This window comes from Kocuria rhizosphaericola (assembly GCF_044462205.1).
Taxonomy (GTDB): Bacteria; Actinomycetota; Actinomycetes; order Actinomycetales; family Micrococcaceae; genus Kocuria; species Kocuria rhizosphaericola.
On record NZ_JBISWK010000033.1, the window covers coordinates 52,733 to 70,780 of the forward strand.

Below are 18,048 nucleotides of genomic sequence, written 5' to 3' on the forward strand. Positions count from 1 at the left end.
CGGGCCGCTCAGCCGCAGAGGGCTGCTGCGGGCCGACGCGGTTCCGGGTCATCCCGGGGGCGGACGCCACGCCTGGCCGGCGTCGAGCGCGGCCAGCAGTTGCGGGCCGGCGGCCTCCCCCACGACCTCCCGGGGTCCGACGACGACGAGCAGCGACCTCGCCCGCGACATGCCCACGTAGACCATGTGCTGGGCCCGGGCCATGTCCTGGAACCCGTTGACCGCCAGGACCACGGCCGAACGCTCGAGGCCCTTGAAGCCCAGGACGTGTCCGTAGAACACGTCCTCCTCCGCGAAGTGCCCGTCCCAGTAGGCGCCGAAGCCCTCCGTCTCCACGACCTCCCGCTGCACCGGGTGGCGCCTGCCGGTGGTCAGCAGGGCGATGCGGCCCGGGTCCCACCCCTCTCCCTGGAGGGCGACCACGGCGTCGTCGGCGAGATCCAGGACCGCCCCGGGCTCGACGTCGACGAACCGCACCGCCGGCCCCTCCTCGTTCCGGCACCGCTGCGGTTCGCGGGCGAGCGGGGCGAAGGCCCGGGCGATGGCCGAGGTGTTGCGCAGGTTGTCGTCCAGCGGGAACGGGTTGAGATCGATCGGGGCGTGCCCGTCCCGGTCGAAGATGCGCTGGTGCTCGTCGGCGAACACGAACAGCACGCCCTGGTCCGGGTCCTCGAGGCACTGGACGAGCGCCTCCCACCACAGCTCCCCGAAGTCCTGGGCCTCGTCCACGACGATCGCGTCGAACCGGCTCCCGTCCGGGCGGGCGACGGCCAGCTCCCGCAGCTGCTGGGGGAGCCGCTGCTCCCAGTAGTCGGGGTCGTCGTCCTCGCCGGGCTCCGCACCCCACTCGAGGGGCAGCCGGTGGAACAGCCCGATGTACGCCGGACGCTCCTCCTCCGGCCACGCCCGGGACATCAGCTGGAAATACCGTGCGAGCCCCCGGGAATAGCACACGAGCGCCGTGCGGTGCCCGTCGCGGGTGAGCCGGCGGGCCTTGAGCATGGCCAGGTGGGTCTTGCCGGAGCCGGCGCCTCCGGTGATCTGAGCCCGGTGCTGCCGGCGGAGCAGGGACAGCGTGCGCTCCTGCTCCCGGGTGAGCTGGTTGCCGGAGTCCTCGAGCTCCCGGGCGAGGTCCTGCACGTTCCGCAGGGACAGATGGGTGCGGCGCAGGTTCTTGACGACGAGCGCCACGGTGGCCGGGTCCGGGGGCCGGTAGGCCTGCGTGCTGCGCCGCAGCACCTGGTTCAACCGTCCCGCGATACCGTCCAGGTCGGTGCTGTCGAGCAACCGGTCCCGCGGGGCGTCGGGGACGTCCCAGTCCTCGGGCAGGCGGGTGTAGGGCAGCGCCGCGAAGAACGTGGTCCGCCCGCCCCCGCGGGACAGCCGCGGGGCCAGGTAGTCCAGGAGGGCGTGCATCCCCGACTGGGCCTGCTCCAGCGGGGACCGCTTCAGCCGGTGTGCCCCATCCCTGCCGGACTGGTACCACTGTCCGTCACGGACCGAGAGCCGGCCTCCCTTCACCTCGACCACCGCGTTGCCCACGCCGGGCCACAGCACGAGCAGGTCCAGTTCCGCCTCGGTCTCGTCCCCGGTGATGCGCTGTCCTGAGATCAGCACCGCGTCCTCCGGCAGCTGTGCCCGCAGCGCTTCCCAGACGCACTGCTCCGCTCCGGACCCTGGTGGGAACTCGGGGGACTCCGGGAAGGTCTGTGGCATGGCGTCAGGCTATCCGGGATGTGCCACTGCAACCGGGAGGTGGTGCGCCACCGTGTGACGGGGCGCGACCAGCGGCCCGCGCTCCCGGAGCGAAAGGCGGAGCACGGCGGAGGGCCCCGGTGTCGACTGCGACACCGAGGCCCTCCGGGTGGTTCGACGGCTGAACCGTGCTACTTGGTTCCGTCCTTGAAGTTCTTGCCCGCGTCCTTGACGTTCTCGCCGGCCTGCTTGGCGCTGCCGGACAGCTTGTCCGCCTGGCCCTCGGCCTGGAGGTCGCGGTTGTCGGTGGCGTCGCCGACCTTTTCCTTCGCGGTGCCGCTCGCCTTCTCCGCGGCGTTGCTCATCTTGTCTCCGAGTCCCATGGGCTCTCCCTCCGGTCGGTCAACAGGTGTTCCCAGCGTAGACCGGTCAGCATGCTGAGGGAACAGGGGAGGCGCTCCGGGAACGGGCTTTCCCCCAGGGCGAACAGCGCGCGCTCAGCGCTCCGGGACGTCGAGCCCGGCCCGGGCCAGGCGGTCCCGCAGCCAGCCCGGGATCCTGCGGTCCATCCGCCGGTAGTGACCGAGGTGCCTCCGCCAGTCCTCCGCGGCGACCGGGTGCGGGGCGTGCGCCGGAAGGACGGGGTCGTCCTCGTAGTTGAGCACGAGCTCCACTCGGGGGTGCTGCCAGCGCCGCTCGGCCACGGTGACGATCAGCGCGGCGGAGAACCACGACCCGTCGACGAGATCGGCGTAGTCGTCCTGGAGGGCCCGGGTCAGCCGCCGCGGGGCGTTGCGCAGGCCCTCGACCGCCACGGGGCGCCGGACCGTGCGATCACCGCGGACCTCCCGCACCTGCAGGCGCAGGTCCCGGCCCACGCTCAGGACGTCCAGCACGAGCGCGTCCCAGCCCGGCTCGGCCCCGTGGGCGCGGACGAGCCACCGGGCCAGCCGGTCGATGGTCCTCCGCTGCCGGGGGCTCTGGAGTCTGTCGGTCCGCACGGCCACACGCTAGCAAGCGCCGGGCCGGGCTGCTCAGTCGGCGGTGATGACCACCTTCACCGCCTGGTGCTGCGCCGCGTTGCCGAACAGCTCGTAGGCCTCCTCCATCTGGGACATGGTGAAGCGGTGGGTGGCCATCGCCTTCGCGTCCAGCCGGCCGGACCGCACCATGTTCAGCAGGTTGCCCACGGTGCGGCAGTCCACGAGACCCATGTTGATGCGGACGTTGGAGATCCACATCCGGTCCAGGGGCAGCTCCACCGGCTTGCCGTGCACCCCCGCGTTGGCCACCGTGCCGTAGGGCCGGACCACGTCCAGGCAGGTCCGGAAGGTCTCCGGCACGCCCACGGCCTCGATGGCCACGTCCACGCCGAGACCGTCCGGGGACAGCGCCCTGATCCGCTCGACGGCGTCCGGGTCCCCGGCGTTGACCTTGTCCGTGGCCCCCAGCTCGAGCGCCTTGTCCATCCGGTTCTCGTCGAGGTCCACGGTGATGACCCGTCCGGCGCCGCAGAGGTTCGCCGTCATCACCGCGCCCAGGCCCACGGGCCCCGCGCCCACGATCGCGACCGTGTCGCCGGGCTTCGTGTTGCCGTTGAGGATCCCGATCTCGAAGCCCGTGGGCAGGGCGTCGGTCAGGAACAGGACGTCCTCGTCGTCGAGCCCCTCGGGGACCTTGTGCACGGAGGTCTCCGCGAACGGCACGCGCACGTACTCGGCCTGCGTCCCGTCGATGAGGTGCCCGAACACCCATCCGACCCCGCCGAGGGTCTGGCAGTGGGAGGGCTGGTTGTTCCTGCAGTAGGAGCACTTCCCGCAGTTGGTGACGGCCGGGATGATGATCCGGTCTCCGGGCTCGAGCCCGGTCACGGCGTCCCCGACCTCGGTGATCGTGCCGACCGCCTCGTGGCCGAGGATCCGGCCGTCCGTGACGGCCGGGACGTCGCCCTTGAGGATGTGCAGGTCGGTGCCGCAGATGGTGGTCGTGTCGACCTTCGCGATGACGTCGGTGGGGTCCTGGATGGTGGGGTCCGGGGCGTCCTCCCACGCCTTGCTGCCGGGTCCGTGGTAGACGAGTGCCTTCATGGGGTCCTCCTCGGTCGGCGGTCCGGCGGGCTGCCGGGCCGCTCGTGCTCATCGTAGGCAGGGAGGCGCCGGGGGCCGAGGGGTTACTGGTAGGAGACGAACCATGGCTGCGGCTCGATCGCGGACGTCTCCTCCGGCGTGAAGGTGGGCGTGTCCTCGTCGTAGAAGTTCTTCCACGCCATCCGGATCCCCTCCGGCAGGCCCTGCTGCAGCCGCTCCCAGGTCCCCATCTTCAGCTCCGGGGTGCCGTGGCCGTCGGCGTGCAGGACCAGCGCGAGCTCCGGTCGGGACGCGTCCACGAGGTGGCGGTTCGTGATCATCGACTCCGCGAACTGGTGCAGGACCACCACCTTCTGCGGCAGGTCGTTCTCCCGGGTCAGCTCGGCGAGCCACGCGGTGGTCGCGTTGATCTCCGCCGCGTCGACCGAGCCGATCTGCACCATGTGCACCTGGCCCGGGGCCAGCCGCCACTCCGGGTCCAGGGCCAGGCCCACGTTGGGCAGCTCGAGCAGCTCCTGGTACTGCTGCGCCTGGCTCAGGAAGTCCTGCCGGCCGGGCTGGAGGTCCAGCACCACGTAGACGTCCTGCTCCGCCGCGGCCTCCACGTACGGGCGCAGCTCCTCGACCGGGGTCTCCTCGGAGTAGTCGCCGTCCTCGCCGGGTCCCGCGGACGCCGTGGTCGCGATGATCTCGAACGCGGGAACCACCGGCACCTCGCTGAAGGGCTCGTACTGGGCGGCCAGCTCCTTCGCCCGGGCGGCGGACTCCTCCGGCCCCTGCTCGCCGAGCACGCCCAGGGCGGGGGTCCCGGGGTGGCCGTAGAGGGCCACCATCCGCCGGTCGGGGAACACCTCGGTGCCCCCGCCGATCAGCTCGGCGGGCTCCTCGGGCGTGGGGGTCGGGGACGGGGTGGGCGACGACGACGACGCGCTCGCCGCCGGTGTCGCCGCCGAGCCCGGGGCGGCGCCCTGGGCGCAGCCGGTCAGCAGGAGCGCGGCGCACAGGGCCGGGACGAGGGGGCGGGGCAGCGACGAGCGGGTCATGGTCTGTCCTGGGGCCGGAAGCGGGGGGCGCGTCCAGCCTACGCACCGGCCGGCGCGCGCGGAGGGAACGGGGCCGGGCACGGTGCGGGGCGCGTCACGGGGCGACCCGGAACGCCGGCCGCCCGGGGCGCGGCGGCCGGGGCGGTCCGGCGCGCCGCAGGCCGTGCCGGGCTGTTCCGGCGCGTCTCAGGGCGTGCCGGGCTCGTCCCGCCCGCCGAGCTCGCCCAGGTCCTCCAGCAGCCGCAGGCCGCGCTCGGCCCAGGCGATCTCCTGGTCGGCCCGGGCCACCTGGCCCTCGTAGGCGAAGACCTTGAACCGGGTGATCCGCTCCCACTGGTCCTCGGGGTTGGCGGCCAGCCGGCGTGCCAGCGTGGGGCTCGTGCGCTCCTGGAGCGCCCTGATCTGCTGGAGGGCCTGGTCCCGCTGGTCCCGGTAGTGCTCGATGTGGGCGCGCAGCTGCGCGGCCGCGGCCCCGGGGGGCGCCCACTCGAAGTAGGCGGCCCGGAGGTGGGCGGGGTCCCGCTCCCGGACGTAGCCGAGGGGCTGGTCCTGCCACTGCCGCAGGGCGCGCTCGCCCTCGGGCGTGATCGAGTACTCCGTCTTGGTGGCCCCGCGCGAGCCCCACGGGACGGGCCGGCTCGTGAGGAGTCCCTCCGCGTGAAGCTTGCGCAGCTCCGGGTAGATCTGCGAGTCGGGGGCGTGCCAGACGTGGCCCACGGAGGTGCTGAACTGCTTGACCACGTCGTAGCCCGTCAGCGGCCCCGAGGAGAGCAGTGCCAGCAGGGCCGAGCGGAGGCTCACGGGCGGTTCCTTCCGTCGTAGCAGGGCGTCGTCCTGCTGAGCCTAGCCGGGAGGAGCGCGCCGTGACCCTTGCCACTCACTATGGGCATAGGTATTGTGTGTTCCGCGCCACCAACTATCTATGGAGATAGTGAGTGGCCCGTGCTCTCCCCGGACCACCCAGCAGAGGACCGCGCCATGACCGTCTCCGCCACGAAGACCACCACCACCGCCAAGCTCCTGTCCCACCCGCTCGACGCCTGGTACGTGGCCGGGTGGGACCACGAGCTCACCGCCAGGGGCGTCCTCGCCCGCACCGTCGCGGGCCGTCCGCTGGCCCTGTACCGGACCGAGGACGGCCGCCCCGTGGCCCTGGCGGACGCCTGCTGGCACCGGCTCGCCCCGCTGTCCCAGGGCAGGCTCGTGGGCCGCGACGAGATCCAGTGCCCCTACCACGGGCTGCGCTACAACGCCGCGGGGCGGTGCACCTCGATGCCCGCGCAGGAGACGCTGAACCCCTCCGCCACGGTGCCGTCCTTCCCGGTGCTCGAGCGCCACCGCTACGTGTGGGTCTGGCTGGGCGATCCCACGCGGGCTGATCCCGCCCTCGTGCCCGACATGCACCAGCTGGACAGCCCCGAGTGGGCCGGCGACGGCGAGACCATCCACGCCCCCTGCAACTACCAGCTGGTCCTCGACAACCTCATGGACCTCACCCACGAGGAGTTCGTGCACTCCTCCAGCATCGGCCAGGAGGAGCTCTCGGAGTCCGAGTTCGAGACCACCCACGACGAGAACTCCGTGACCGTCACCCGGTGGATGCGCAACATCGACGCCCCGCCCTTCTGGCTCAAGAACATGCGGGACAGGTTCCCGGGCTTCGAGGGCAAGGTGGACCGCTGGCAGATCATCCACTACACCTTCCCCTCCACCATCTGCATCGACGTCGGCGTCGCCGAGGCCGGTACCGGGGCCCCCGAGGGGGACCGCTCCCGCGGGGTCAACGGCTACGTCATGAACACGATCACCCCGGAGACGGACCGCTCCTGCCACTACTTCTGGGCGTTCATGCGCAACTACCGCCTGGAGAGCCAGCTCATCACCACCCAGCTGCGCAACGGCGTGCACGGGGTCTTCGGCGAGGACGAGGCCATGCTGCAGGCCCAGCAGGCGGCCATCGACGCCAATCCCGACCACGAGTTCTACAACCTCAACATCGACATGGGCGGAATGTGGGTGCGCCGGCTCCTCGAGCGGGCGCTCGAGGCGGAGGGCCGCCCCGCCGCCGCCCCGACCGCTCCCGCCGGGGCCTGAGGAGCGACCGTGGCCGATTCCCAGCACGAGGTCTGGCAGAACGCCGTCGTCGTCGCCGCCGAGGACGTCGCCGCCGGCATCCGGCGCGTCGTCCTGCGCCCCGAGCAGCCCCGCCCGGTGCGCCCCGGTGAGCACGTGGACGTCCGCGTCCTCGTCCACGGCGAGCAGCAGGTGCGCTCCTACTCCGTGGTCGACGCCGCCGACGACGGCACGCAGCTCGCCGTCAGCGTCTTCCGCACCCCCGCCTCCCGCGGCGGCTCCGTGTTCATGCACGGACTGGAGCCCGGGCAGGTCCTCGAGATCACCCAGCCGCTGCAGAACTTCCCGCTGCGCGTCGGGGCGCCGTCCTACGTCCTGCTGGCCGGCGGCATCGGCATCACGGCGATCGCCGGGATGGCCGCGCTGCTGCGCCGGCTCGGCGCGGACTACCGCCTCGTCTACGTCGCCCGCTCCCGCGCCGCCATGGCCTACCTCGACGACCTGACCGCCCTGCACGGGGACCGGCTCGAGGCGCACGTCGACGACGAGGGCGGCTCGCTCGACGTGCCGGCCCTCGTGGCCGGCGTGCCCGAGACCGCCGAGCTCTACATGTGCGGCCCGATCCGGCTCATGGACGCGGTGCGCCGCGCCTGGGCCGAGCGGGAGCTCGACCGGACCAGCCTGCGCTACGAGACCTTCGGCAACAGCGGCTGGTTCGAGGCCGAACCGTTCGTGGTCCGCGTTCCACGGCTCGGCGCCGAGACCGTCGTCGGCTCCGACGAGTCCCTGCTCGAGGCCCTCGAGCGGGAAGGCCTGGACATGATGTCCGACTGCCGCAAGGGCGAGTGCGGGCTCTGCCAGGTCAAGGTGCTCGGCCTGGCCGGGCGGATCGACCACCGCGACGTGTTCTACTCGGACCGGCAGAAGGAGACCGGCACGTCCATGTGCTGCTGCGTCTCGCGGGCGGTCTCCGCCGCGCCGGAGACCGTTCCCGGCGAGCGCCCGGCCGCCGTCCTCACCATCGACGTCCCCTGAGAGGCTTCCCATGGACATCCGGCACCAGATCGACGCATCGAGGATGTCGTCGTACCAGTGGCTCATCATCGCGGTGACCACGTTCCTCAACGCCCTCGACGGCTACGACGTCCTCGCCATGGCGTTCACGGCCACGTCCGTGACCGAGGAGTTCGGGCTCTCCGGCTCCCAGCTGGGCTGGCTGCTCAGCGCCGGGCTCATCGGCATGGCCGCGGGCTCGCTCGTGCTCGGGCCCTTCGCGGACCGGTACGGCCGGCGGAAGATCCTCATCGTGGCCCTCGCCGTCAACGCCCTCGGCCTGTTCCTGTCCACCACGGCCGGGACCGTGCTCGAGCTCGGCCTGTGGCGGGTCGTCACGGGCCTGGGGGTGGGCGGGATCCTCGCCTCCGCCACGGTGCTCACCAGCGAGTACGCCAGCGCCCGCCGCCGCGGCATGGCCGTGAGCATCTTCACCGCGGGCTACGGCGTGGGCGCCACCCTCGGCGGGATGGGCGCCACCCAGTTGATCCCGGCCTTCGGCTGGCGCTCCGTGTTCCTCACCGGTGGACTGCTCACCCTCGTGGCGATCGCGCTCGTGGTGGTCGTGCTGCCCGAGTCCGTCGACTATCTCCGCACCCGGCGGCCGGCGGGCGCCCTGCAGAAGCTCGACCGCATCGCCCGGCGCATCCGCCTCGACGGCGAGGTCGAGCTCGGCCCGGCCCCGGTCGGCGCGGACGGGCGCCGGAGCAGCGTCGGCATGCTGCTCAGCGGCCGCTACCGCACCGCGACCCTCCTGCTGTGGACCGCCTTCTTCGTCATCATGTTCGGCTTCTACTTCGCCAACTCCTGGACGCCCCGGCTGCTCGTGGAGACCGGGATGACCGAGCAGCAGGGCATCGTCGGCGGCCTCATGCTCACGATGGGCGGCACCTTCGGGTCCCTGCTCTACGGGGTGCTGACCACCAAGTGGGACGAGCGGCGGACCCTGATGGCCTTCACCGTGCTCTCCGCGGTGACCCTCGTCCTGTTCATCACCGCCACGTCGGTGCCGCTGCTGGCGTTCTCCAGCGGCGTGGTGGTCGGCATGCTCATCAACGGCTGCATCGCCGGCCTCTACACCGTGGCCCCCATGACCTACGAGCCCGGCATCCGGACCACCGGCGTGGGCTGGGGCATCGGGGTCGGGCGGGCCGGGGCCATCCTGGCTCCCATCGCGGTCGGCGCGCTGCTGGACACCGGCTGGACCCCCACGCAGCTCTACGTGGGGGTGGCGGTGGTCGTCGCCCTCGCGGCGCTGGCCCTCATCCGGCTGCGCCCCTACGCCGAGGCGGCCGACGAGCCCGCGGGCGGGCAACCCGGACGGCGTCGCACCCGGTCCTCCTCGGCCGGCTGACGCCGCGGCGGGCTCACCGCTGCACGAGGTCCGTGCAGCCCTCCTCGTGGGGCAGCAGCGGGCGGAGGGCGACCGACCAGCGCTCGCCGTCCTCGGACACCCAGGGCGTCAGCGTGTCCGCCGTCCGCGCGGCGTCCAGGACGGCCCTGGCCTGCTCGCCCGTGGCCAGCACGCAGCTCAGCCCCAGGCGCGGCTCGAGCGGCTCCCCGGGCAGCGGTGGTCCCGGCCACGGCACCGGCTGCGGCTCCGCGCCGTTCTGCGGATCCCGCCACTCGGTGACCACGCCGGCGACCGCCTCCGGGACGTAGGCCTCCTGCGCGCCGACGGCGTCCTCCGGGAGCACCGAGGCGGGGTCGCTCAGCTCCTGGACGAGTGCCTGCAGCTCGGCCCGTGCGGCCCGCTGCTCCGGGGTCAGGGTGTCGTCCGTGCCCCCGGGCCGGTCCTCGCCCGGCGGGCCGGGAGGCGTCTCGGCGCCCAGGGCGTACACCTCCCGCACATAGGTCTCGTCCCGGGTCCGCACAGTGAAGCGGGTCGAGGGCAGGTCGGCCACCGGCGGGCTGCCGAGGTCCGCGGACTCGTCGACCCCCGCGCGGAGCGCGCGGCCGACCAGCACCGCGACGGCGTCCTCGTCGACGTGCTGCACCTGCAGGCTGGGCAGGGCGGGCGGCGGGTAGATCGCGATCTGCGGGCCCTGGGTGATGACCCGGCCGTCGGCGTGCACGCTGACCAGCGGCAACCGGGACGCCAGCATCTCCGGCGTGACGAAGCCCCCGGTGTGGGCCACCTCGATCACCAGCCCCTCGGCCGGCACCGCCGGGGCCGACGGCGCGCTCGAGGTCGTCGGTGTCTCCGGGCTCGTCGGTGCCCCCGGGGTCGTGGGGGCGGCCCCGGCGGGACCCCGCTGCGCGCACGCGGTGGTCAGCAGCAGGACGGTCAGCACGAGCGCGGGCCACGTGGTGCGGGACATCGCGGGCTCACCAGCCCCGGCTGCCGGGGGCGCCCTTGAACGGACCGACCACCCGTGAGGTGATCCAGCCCCCGTAGAACCCGCCCTCCTGCGGGAGCACCTGCTCCCCGGCCACGAGGCACCGGTCCATCAGCCCGGGCATCAGGGCCACGTGCCCGCGCAGGGACTCGAAGCCCGGCGTGGGGGAGGGGTAGGTCCAGGCCGCCCGGGGAGCGGTGCGGCCCCCGCCCCGCACGTCGAAGTACGCCGCCGCCCCCTTCCACTCGCACCACGAGCTCCCCCCGCACGGGTGCAGGCTGCCGTCGGCGAAGGCCTCGTGGGGCAGGTAGTAGGTGGGCGGGTGGCTGGTCTCGAGCACCCGCAGGGCGTCCGTGGTCGAGGCGATGCGCTCGCCGCCCAGCCACACCTCCACGTGCTCCCGGCTGGGCTCCGCCCGGGGCGGTCTCGGGTAGTCCCACACGGACTCCTGGCCGGGGCCGAGTGGGTCGGGCCGTGGTCGTCTCATCTGCTCGCCCTCCGAAGGGCCGTCTGGAACCCCGGTCCGGGGGTCCGGACGGACATGTGTCCTGCACCACCATGCTACGGCGGCCGGCGGCGCCCCGGGGTGCTCGTTCGGCGTCCTGTGCCGGGTGTCACCGGTCATGCCGGGCCCTACTGAAATGAACGACGATCATTTAGAGTGGCAGGCACCGCGTACTCGTCCGCAGAGAGGAACCACCATGAGCGACGTCCTGCAGAACTACGTCGACGGCGCCTTCGTCGAGGCCCACGGCACCGGCCGGATCGACGTGGTCGACCCCACCACCGGCACCACGGTCGCCGTCTCCCCGGTCTCGGACGCCACGGACGTGGACCGGGCCTTCGCCGCCGCCCGGAAGGCGTTCCGGACCTGGAAGCGCACCACGCCGAGCGAGCGCCAGCTCCTGCTGCTCCGGCTCGCGGACGCCCTCGAGGCGCACAGCTCCGAGCTCGTCGACGCCCAGCACCGCAACACCGGCCAGCCGCGGCAGATGATCGCCGACGAGGAGGTCGCCGCCGGCGCCGACAACCTCCGCTTCTTCGCCGGCGCCGCCCGGACCCTCGAGGGCAAGGCCGCCGCGGAGTACATGAGCGGGCACACGTCCTACGTGCGGCGGGAGCCGGTCGGCGTCGTGGCGCAGGTGACGCCCTGGAACTACCCGCTGCTCATGGCGATCTGGAAGCTGGGCCCGGCACTGGCCGCGGGCAACACCGTGGTGCTCAAGCCCTCGGACACCACTCCGGAGTCCACGCTGGTCCTGGCCCGGCTCGTCGACGGGATCTTCCCCGCCGGCGTGGTCAACGTCCTGCTGGGGGACGGCTCCACCGGGGCGCTGATGACCGGGCACCGGACCCCGGCCATGGTCTCCATCACCGGGTCCGTGCGCGCCGGCCGCGCCGTGGCCCTCGCCGCCGCGCAGAACCTCACCCGCGGCCACCTCGAGCTCGGCGGGAAGGCGCCCGCCGTCGTCTTCGCGGACGCCGACCTGCCCGCCGCCGCGAAGGCGCTCGTGGAGTTCGGCACCTTCAACGCCGGCCAGGACTGCACCGCGGTGACGCGCGTCCTCGTCCAGGACAGCGCCCACGACGAGTTCGTGCGCCTGCTCGCCGCGGCCGCCCGGGACATCGTGACGGGCGACCCGGACGAGTCCAGGAACTTCTACGGCCCCCTCAACAACGCCCGCCACTTCGAGGACGTGTGCCGCAAGCTCGCCGAGCTGCCCGAGCACGCGAGCGTGGTCACCGGCGGGAAGCCGGTGGAGGGCGCCCCCGGCTACTTCTTCGAGCCCACCGTGGTGACCGGGGTGCGCCAGGACGACGCCCTCGTCCAGGAGGAGACCTTCGGCCCGGTGCTCACCGTGCAGCCCTTCGGCACGGAGGAGGAGGCGCTCGAGCTGGCCAACGACGTCGACTACGCCCTGGCCTCGAGCGTGTGGACCACCGACCACGGCACGGCCATGCGGGTCTCCCGCGAGCTCGAGTTCGGGTGCGTGTGGGTCAATACCCACGTCATGCTGATCTCCGAGATGCCGCACGGCGGGTTCAAGAACTCCGGCTACGGCAAGGACCTCTCGCTCTACTCGGTCGAGGAGTACACCCAGGTCAAGCACGTCATGCACGCCCTCGACGCCTGAGCCGGCCCGGCCGGACGGCCCGGCGCCCGCCGGCGGCTCAGTCCCCGCCGGCCGTCCGGTCCTGTCCGGCCGTCCGGTCCCGTGCCGCCGCCAGGCGCAGCCGGAAGCCGTCCAGCATGGCGGTGAGGGCGACCTCGAAGGCCTCGTCCGCCGCCGCGGTGGCGTCCGCGGGCCGCGCCCGCACGGCGTCGGCGAACACCGGGGCGAGGTCCGAGCGCTCCCCGGGGTCGAAGATGTCGGCGGGCGCCGTGGCGTCGTAGGCGGCGCCGAAGACCAGGGACTCGATCGAGACGATCACGTCCGCGATGCTGGCGCCCTCCCAGCCCGCGTCCGCGAGGCCGGAGGCCACGGTCTCGTACATCTGCAGGGTGTGCGGGGAGTCGGCGACCGGCAGCACGGCCATGATCGGGATCATGGCCGTGTGCTGGGCGTAGCAGTCCCGGTAGGACCGCGCCCAGCGCTCGAGCGCCCGGTCCCACGGGAGGGCGCCGAAGGCGGAGCGGTCGATGCCCTGGTTGATCCGGTCCTGGACGCGGATCAGCACCTCGCGCTTCGACGGCGTGTGGTTGTACAGGGCCGAGGTGGAGACCTTCATCTCCCGCGCCAGCTCCGTCATCGTGAGGTGCCGGTAGCCCCGGGTGGCGACGATCTTGATCGCGGCGCTGGTGATCCGCTCCTCGGAGAGCACGGGCTTGCTCGGGCGCCCGCGTCTGCGCGGAGAGGTGCCGGCGGGGGCCATGTGCGGATCCTCCTGCGGTCGGTGCCGCGGGCTCCGGGACGGGACGTCCGGGCCGCGGGGTCGGGCGGTCACCTCCGAGTCTAGGGCGGCGGCCGGACGGTGGTGTCCCCGGCGGTCCCTCCTTGACCGCCGACCGGCCGGCTCCTAGCGTGTGGGCGATGAAGAGCGCCGACATCCACTTCTACTTCGATCCGACCTGTCCCTTCGCGTGGCTGACCAGCTCGTGGGTCCGCACCGTGACAGCCCGCCGGGAGTACCGGGTGGACTGGCGGTTCATCTCCCTGCGCCTGCTCAACGAGCACGTGGACTACGACGCGTGGTTCCCGCCGGAGTACGAGGCCTCCCACACGGCGGGCCTGCGACTGCTGCGCGTGGCCGCCCGGACCCGCGCCGAGCACGGGCGCGAGGCGGTCGGGCGGCTGTACGAGGGTCTCGGGGCGCGGATCTTCGACGCCGATCCCGTGCCCGGCGCCGAGGAGCCGGGCCAGGACCGCCGCGGCGGCCGCGCCTTCCTCGAGCCGGTGCTCACCGCCACGGGGCTTCCGGCCGAGCTCGCCGACGCCCTCGAGGACGAGTCGTGGGACGCGGTGGTCCGGGCGGAGACGGAGGAGGCCCTGGCGCTGACGGGCCGGGACGTCGGGACCCCCATCATCCACTTCGAGCCGCCGGAGGGCGTGGCCTTCTTCGGCCCGGTCATCAGCCGTCTGCCCGCGGAGGAGGACGCGGTGGAGCTGTGGGACCACGTGGTGGCCCTCGCCCGGTTCCCCGGCTTCGCCGAGCTCAAGCGCAGCCTGCGGGAGCAGCCGCGGCTGCGGGGCCTGGGCGCCGCACCGGACGAGACCGGCGTGCAGGAGGACTGGCACGCCGGGAGCCGGCGCACCAAGAAGTAGGCGCTCCCGCCTCCGGGCGAAAGTTCCGTTCCAGCTCTTGACGGACAGCGGTCCGGGCACGCTTAATGAATCAGATTCATTTTAGCGTGAAGGAGAGCACAGTGACCGATCAACGCACCCTGGGCAGCAGGACCGCGCTGGAGCGCGACGTCGTCGTCGTCGGAGCCGGCCCCGCCGGACTGATGGCGGCCCGCGGCCTCGCCGCCGCCGGGAAGACCGTGGCCGTCCTCGAGGCCCGCGACCGCGTGGGCGGGCGGACCTGGTCCAAGACCGTGGACGGGGCGTTCCTGGAGGTCGGCGGGCAGTGGATCTCCCCGGACCAGACCGAGCTGCTGGCGCTGGTCGACGAGCTCGGCCTGGAGACCTTCCGGCGCTACCGCGAGGGCGAGTCCGTCTACCTGGCCCCGGACGGCACCCGCCACACCTACACCGGCTCGATGTTCCCGGCGGGGGAGGCCACGACCGCCGAGATGGAGAAGCTCGTCGCGCTCCTGGACGGGCTCGTGGCGGAGATCGGGCCCACCGAGCCGTGGGCGCACCCGGCCGCCCGGGAGCTGGACACCGTCTCCTTCTCCTCCTGGCTGCGGCAGCACTCCGACGACGAGGCCGCCTGCGACAACATCGGCATCTTCGTGGCCGGGGGCATGCTCACCAAGCCGGCGCACGCGTTCTCCGCGCTGCAGGCGGTGCTCATGGCCGCCTCCGCCGGGTCCTTCTCGAACCTCGTGGACGAGGACTTCATCCTCGACCGGCGGGTGGTCGGCGGCATGCAGTCCGTCTCCGAGGCCATGGCCGCCGAGCTGGGCGAGGACGTCGTCCTCCTGGACACCCCGGTGCGCACCATCCGCTGGGCCGGTGACGGCGAGACCTACGCCGAGCACGTCCCGGGCACCTCGGTGACCGTCTGGTCCGACCGGCTCACGGTGGTCGCGAAGGACGTGGTCGTGGCCGTGCCGCCCAACCTCTACTCCCGGATCTCCTTCGAGCCGCCCCTGCCGCGGCTGCAGCACCAGATGCACCAGCACCAGTCCCTGGGCCTCGTGATCAAGGTGCACGCCGTCTACGAGACGCCCTTCTGGCGCGCCCAGGGCCTCTCGGGCACCGGCTTCGGCGCGCACGAGCTGTCCCAGGAGGTCTACGACAACACCAACCACGGGGACCCCCGCGGCACCCTGGTCGGCTTCGTCTCGGACGAGAAGGCCGACGAGGTCCTCGGCCTGCCCGCCGAGGAGCGCAAGCGGCTGATCCTCGAGTCCTTCTCCCACTACCTCGGCCCCGAAGCCCTGCACCCGGTGGTCTACTACGAGTCCGACTTCGGCTCCGAGGAGTGGACCCGCGGCGCCTACGCCGCCAGCTACGACCTCGGCGGGCTGCACCGCTACGGCGCCCACCAGCGCACCCCCGTGGGCCCGATCCGCTGGGCCTGCTCCGACCTCGCCGCCGAGGGCTACCAGCACGTCGACGGCGCCCTGCGCCAGGGCCGGCTCGCCGCCGCCGAGATCCTCGGCGCCGGCACCTCGCCCGTCGCGGCGATGCAGGGAGCCGGACGGTGAACGGCGACCGCCCGGGGCGCTACGTCGTCGGCTACAACGGGGACCGGCCCAGCGAGGACGCCGTCCGGCTCGCGGCGGCGATGGCCCGGGCCTTCGGGGCCGAGCTGGAGATCGTGCTCGTGCTGCGCGCGGACAGCCCCTACCAGCAGGTCTATCCGCCGGTCGGCGACATCGCCCCGGTCGTGCGGCACCAGGCCCGCACGTGGCTGGGGGAGGCGGAGCAGCTCGTGCCGGAGGACGTCGTCGCCCGCACGCACCTGCGGGAGGACGGATCCGCGGCCGCGGGCCTCGCCCGTGCCGCCGAGGAGCTCGGTGCGCAGCTGATCGTGGTGGGCGCCGGCACCGGAGCAGGACGCTTCTCGGCCGGGCCCGTGGTCGGCGCCCTGCTGCACAGCTCGCCCGTGCCGGTGGCCCTCGCCCCGCGCCGGTATCCCGGGGACGTCCCGCTTACCCGGCTGTCCGTGGCCGTGGGCACCCGCCCCGGCGCGCACCAGGTCATCCGGGAGGCCGTCCGGGCGGTCGCGCACTCCGGCCTCGAGCTCGAGCTCCTCTCCTTCCTCGAGGGCGGGGCCGCGGACCCGGGCACGGCCGAGCAGGTCCGCCGGCGCGTCGAGGAGCACCTCGAGGCCGCGGCGGACGAGGCCCGCCGCACCCGGCCCGTGAGCGTGCGGGTCGCCACCGGGCGGACCCTCCAGAAGGCCGCGCAGGACGTCGACTGGGCTCCCGGCGGCCTCCTGCTCATCGGCTCGTCCCGCCTGGCCCAGGGGCGGCAGATCTTCCTGGGCACCACCGCAGCACGGCTGCTCAAGCACATCCCGGTGCCGATGGTCGTCGTGCCCCGGCCCGCCCCGGACGCCGATCAGGCCCAGACCGAGAAGGAGGCCGCGTCATGAGCACCGGCACCGCACCGCTCGTCGACCAGCAGGGCACGCGCCACGAGAAAGGGCTCAGCAAGGGCTCGGTGGGCGTTCTCGGCTCCGTGGTCATCGGCGTGTCCACGATCGCGCCCGCCTACACGCTCTCCGGGGCGCTCGGGCCCACTGCCGCCGCGGTGGGGACCCACCTCCCGGCGATCCTGCTCGTCGGATTCGTCCCCATGCTGCTCGTGGCCATGGGGTACCGCCAGCTCAACCGGGCCATGCCGGACTCCGGCACCACCTTCACCTGGGTGTCGAAGGCCTTCGGCCCGTGGATCGGGTGGATGGGCAGCTGGGGTCTGCTCGCCGCCACCATCCTGGTGCTCTCCAACCTGGCCGGCATCGCCGTGGACTTCTTCTACCTGGCACTGGCCCAGATCACCGGCAACGACGCCATCGCGGAACTGACCCGCAACGTGCCCGTCAACGTGGCCACCTGCCTGGCGTTCGTGGCGCTCGCGGCGTGGATCTCCTACCGCGGTATGGAGGCCACCAAGGTGGTGCAGTACGTCCTCGTGGTCTTCCAGCTCGCCGTCCTGCTGTGGTTCGCCGCCGCGGCCTTCGGCCACGTGGGCGGCGGCACCGCCTTCGAGGGTCTCGCCGTGCGCTCCGAGTGGTTCGACCCGTTCGGCGTGGAGTCCTTCTCCGCGTTCGCCGCGGGAGTGTCCCTGTCCGTGTTCATCTACTGGGGCTGGGACGTGGTGCTGACCCTCAACGAGGAGAGCAAGGAGTCCGCCAACGGACCCGGGCGCTCGGCCATCGCGACCATCCTGGTCATCGTCGCCCTCTACATGGCCGTCTCGCTCGCCGTGCTGTCCTACTCCGGCGTGGGCGGCGCCGGGCTCGGCCTGGGCAACGACGAGATCCAGGAGAACGTCTTCGCGGCACTGGCCGGGCCGGTGATGGGCCCGTTCGCGATCCTCATGTCCCTCGCGGTGCTGTCCTCCTCCGCGGCGTCCCTGCAGTCCACGATGATCTCCCCGGCGCGCACCATGCTCGCCATGGGCCACTACGGCGCGCTGCCGGCGAAGTACGCCCGGATCACCGCGCGCTTCCAGTCCCCCGGCTACGCCACGATCGCGGCGGCCGTCATCGCCTCGGTGTTCTACGCCGTGATGCGCGTGGTCTCCGAGAACGTCCTGTGGGACACCATCACCACCCTGGGCATGATGGTCTGCTTCTACTACGGCGTCACCGCACTGGCCTGCGTCTGGTACTTCCGCCGCGAGGCGTTCCGCACCGTGAAGGGGTTCCTGTCGAAGCTCCTGGCGCCGTTGCTCGGCGGCATCCTGCTGCTGGTCTTCTTCGTCCAGACGTCCTACGACTCCATGGACCCCGAGTACGGATCCGGGTCCGCCATCGGCGGCGTCGGGCTCGTGTTCGTCCTCGGCGTGGGCATGCTCCTGCTCGGGGTGGTCGTGATGCTCGTCCAGTACCGGCGCAACCCGTCCTTCTTCCGGGAGCGCTTCGAGACCACCGAGCTGCCGGTCCTCGACTGAAGGACCGCAAGGCGGAGCGTGCGGT

The 18,048-nt window shown here is 72.9% G+C and carries 17 protein-coding genes; 8 read left to right on the forward strand and 9 right to left on the reverse strand.

Annotated elements, in window-relative coordinates:
• Nucleotides 1-48: 48 nt before the first annotated feature.
• From ACH9D2_RS03205 to ACH9D2_RS03230, 6 genes are all read right to left on the reverse strand, one after another.
• Nucleotides 49-1,716, reverse strand: coding sequence for an NERD domain-containing protein (locus ACH9D2_RS03205; protein ID WP_396361308.1), 1,668 nt, complete (start codon nucleotides 1,714-1,716; stop codon nucleotides 49-51).
• A gap of 170 nt (nucleotides 1,717-1,886) precedes the next feature.
• The gene (locus ACH9D2_RS03210) at nucleotides 1,887-2,078 is read right to left on the reverse strand and encodes a CsbD family protein (RefSeq protein ID WP_396361309.1); all 192 of its coding nucleotides are present in this window, start codon (nucleotides 2,076-2,078) and stop codon (nucleotides 1,887-1,889) included.
• A 114-nt stretch (nucleotides 2,079-2,192) separates the two neighbouring features.
• Nucleotides 2,193-2,696: a hypothetical protein gene (locus ACH9D2_RS03215; protein WP_396361310.1), complete on the reverse strand. Its 504-nt coding sequence runs from the start codon at nucleotides 2,694-2,696 to the stop codon at nucleotides 2,193-2,195.
• Between the two features lie 33 nt (nucleotides 2,697-2,729).
• Nucleotides 2,730-3,782: a zinc-dependent alcohol dehydrogenase family protein gene (locus ACH9D2_RS03220; RefSeq protein WP_396361311.1), complete on the reverse strand. Its 1,053-nt coding sequence runs from the start codon at nucleotides 3,780-3,782 to the stop codon at nucleotides 2,730-2,732.
• Between the two features lie 83 nt (nucleotides 3,783-3,865).
• Nucleotides 3,866-4,825 (reverse strand): hypothetical protein, encoded by a 960-nt coding sequence (locus ACH9D2_RS03225; RefSeq protein WP_396361312.1) that lies wholly within the window; start codon nucleotides 4,823-4,825, stop codon nucleotides 3,866-3,868.
• 186 nt (nucleotides 4,826-5,011) lie between these two features.
• Complete coding sequence (locus tag ACH9D2_RS03230) at nucleotides 5,012-5,626, reverse strand: PadR family transcriptional regulator (protein ID WP_396361313.1); 615 nt, start codon at nucleotides 5,624-5,626, stop codon at nucleotides 5,012-5,014.
• Between the two features lie 177 nt (nucleotides 5,627-5,803).
• On the opposite strand from ACH9D2_RS03230, the gene ACH9D2_RS03235 reads away from it, so the two are divergent.
• From ACH9D2_RS03235 to ACH9D2_RS03245, 3 genes are read left to right on the forward strand one after another with little or no spacing between them, the layout of a single operon-like run.
• Nucleotides 5,804-6,919 carry an aromatic ring-hydroxylating dioxygenase subunit alpha gene (locus tag ACH9D2_RS03235; protein WP_396361314.1) on the forward strand — a complete coding sequence of 372 codons (1,116 nt, stop codon included), beginning with the start codon at nucleotides 5,804-5,806 and terminating at the stop codon, nucleotides 6,917-6,919.
• Between the two features lie 9 nt (nucleotides 6,920-6,928).
• A complete protein-coding gene (locus ACH9D2_RS03240) occupies nucleotides 6,929-7,933 on the forward strand; it encodes a PDR/VanB family oxidoreductase (protein ID WP_396361315.1) in 1,005 nt (334 codons plus the stop codon).
• A 10-nt stretch (nucleotides 7,934-7,943) separates the two neighbouring features.
• Nucleotides 7,944-9,305: an MFS transporter gene (locus ACH9D2_RS03245; protein ID WP_396361316.1), complete on the forward strand. Its 1,362-nt coding sequence runs from the start codon at nucleotides 7,944-7,946 to the stop codon at nucleotides 9,303-9,305.
• Between the two features lie 13 nt (nucleotides 9,306-9,318).
• Here the strand turns inward: ACH9D2_RS03245 and ACH9D2_RS03250 are convergent, their stop codons facing one another.
• Nucleotides 9,319-10,272: a hypothetical protein gene (locus ACH9D2_RS03250; RefSeq protein ID WP_396361317.1), complete on the reverse strand. Its 954-nt coding sequence runs from the start codon at nucleotides 10,270-10,272 to the stop codon at nucleotides 9,319-9,321.
• Nucleotides 10,273-10,279: 7 nt separating this feature from the next.
• The gene (locus ACH9D2_RS03255) at nucleotides 10,280-10,777 is read right to left on the reverse strand and encodes a DUF427 domain-containing protein (RefSeq protein WP_396361318.1); all 498 of its coding nucleotides are present in this window, start codon (nucleotides 10,775-10,777) and stop codon (nucleotides 10,280-10,282) included.
• Between the two features lie 214 nt (nucleotides 10,778-10,991).
• Between ACH9D2_RS03255 and ACH9D2_RS03260 the strand changes: the two genes are divergently transcribed.
• Nucleotides 10,992-12,425 carry an aminobutyraldehyde dehydrogenase gene (locus ACH9D2_RS03260; protein ID WP_396361319.1) on the forward strand — a complete coding sequence of 478 codons (1,434 nt, stop codon included), beginning with the start codon at nucleotides 10,992-10,994 and terminating at the stop codon, nucleotides 12,423-12,425.
• A 37-nt stretch (nucleotides 12,426-12,462) separates the two neighbouring features.
• Here the strand turns inward: ACH9D2_RS03260 and ACH9D2_RS03265 are convergent, their stop codons facing one another.
• On the reverse strand, nucleotides 12,463-13,164 hold the full coding sequence (locus ACH9D2_RS03265) for a TetR/AcrR family transcriptional regulator C-terminal domain-containing protein (protein ID WP_396361320.1): 702 nt from the start codon (nucleotides 13,162-13,164) through the stop codon (nucleotides 12,463-12,465).
• Between the two features lie 158 nt (nucleotides 13,165-13,322).
• Between ACH9D2_RS03265 and ACH9D2_RS03270 the strand changes: the two genes are divergently transcribed.
• From ACH9D2_RS03270 to ACH9D2_RS03285, 4 genes are all read left to right on the forward strand, one after another.
• Entirely contained in the window at nucleotides 13,323-14,054 is a 732-nt protein-coding gene (locus ACH9D2_RS03270) for a mycothiol-dependent nitroreductase Rv2466c family protein (RefSeq protein ID WP_396361321.1), read from the forward strand.
• Nucleotides 14,055-14,155: 101 nt separating this feature from the next.
• Complete coding sequence (locus ACH9D2_RS03275) at nucleotides 14,156-15,607, forward strand: flavin monoamine oxidase family protein (RefSeq protein WP_396361322.1); 1,452 nt, start codon at nucleotides 14,156-14,158, stop codon at nucleotides 15,605-15,607.
• On the forward strand, nucleotides 15,604-16,500 hold the full coding sequence (locus ACH9D2_RS03280) for a universal stress protein (protein ID WP_396361323.1): 897 nt from the start codon (nucleotides 15,604-15,606) through the stop codon (nucleotides 16,498-16,500). Before ACH9D2_RS03275 ends, ACH9D2_RS03280 begins: the two co-directional genes overlap by 4 nt.
• Nucleotides 16,497-18,023 (forward strand): amino acid permease, encoded by a 1,527-nt coding sequence (locus tag ACH9D2_RS03285; RefSeq protein ID WP_396361324.1) that lies wholly within the window; start codon nucleotides 16,497-16,499, stop codon nucleotides 18,021-18,023. Before ACH9D2_RS03280 ends, ACH9D2_RS03285 begins: the two co-directional genes overlap by 4 nt.
• Nucleotides 18,024-18,048: the final 25 nt, after the last annotated feature.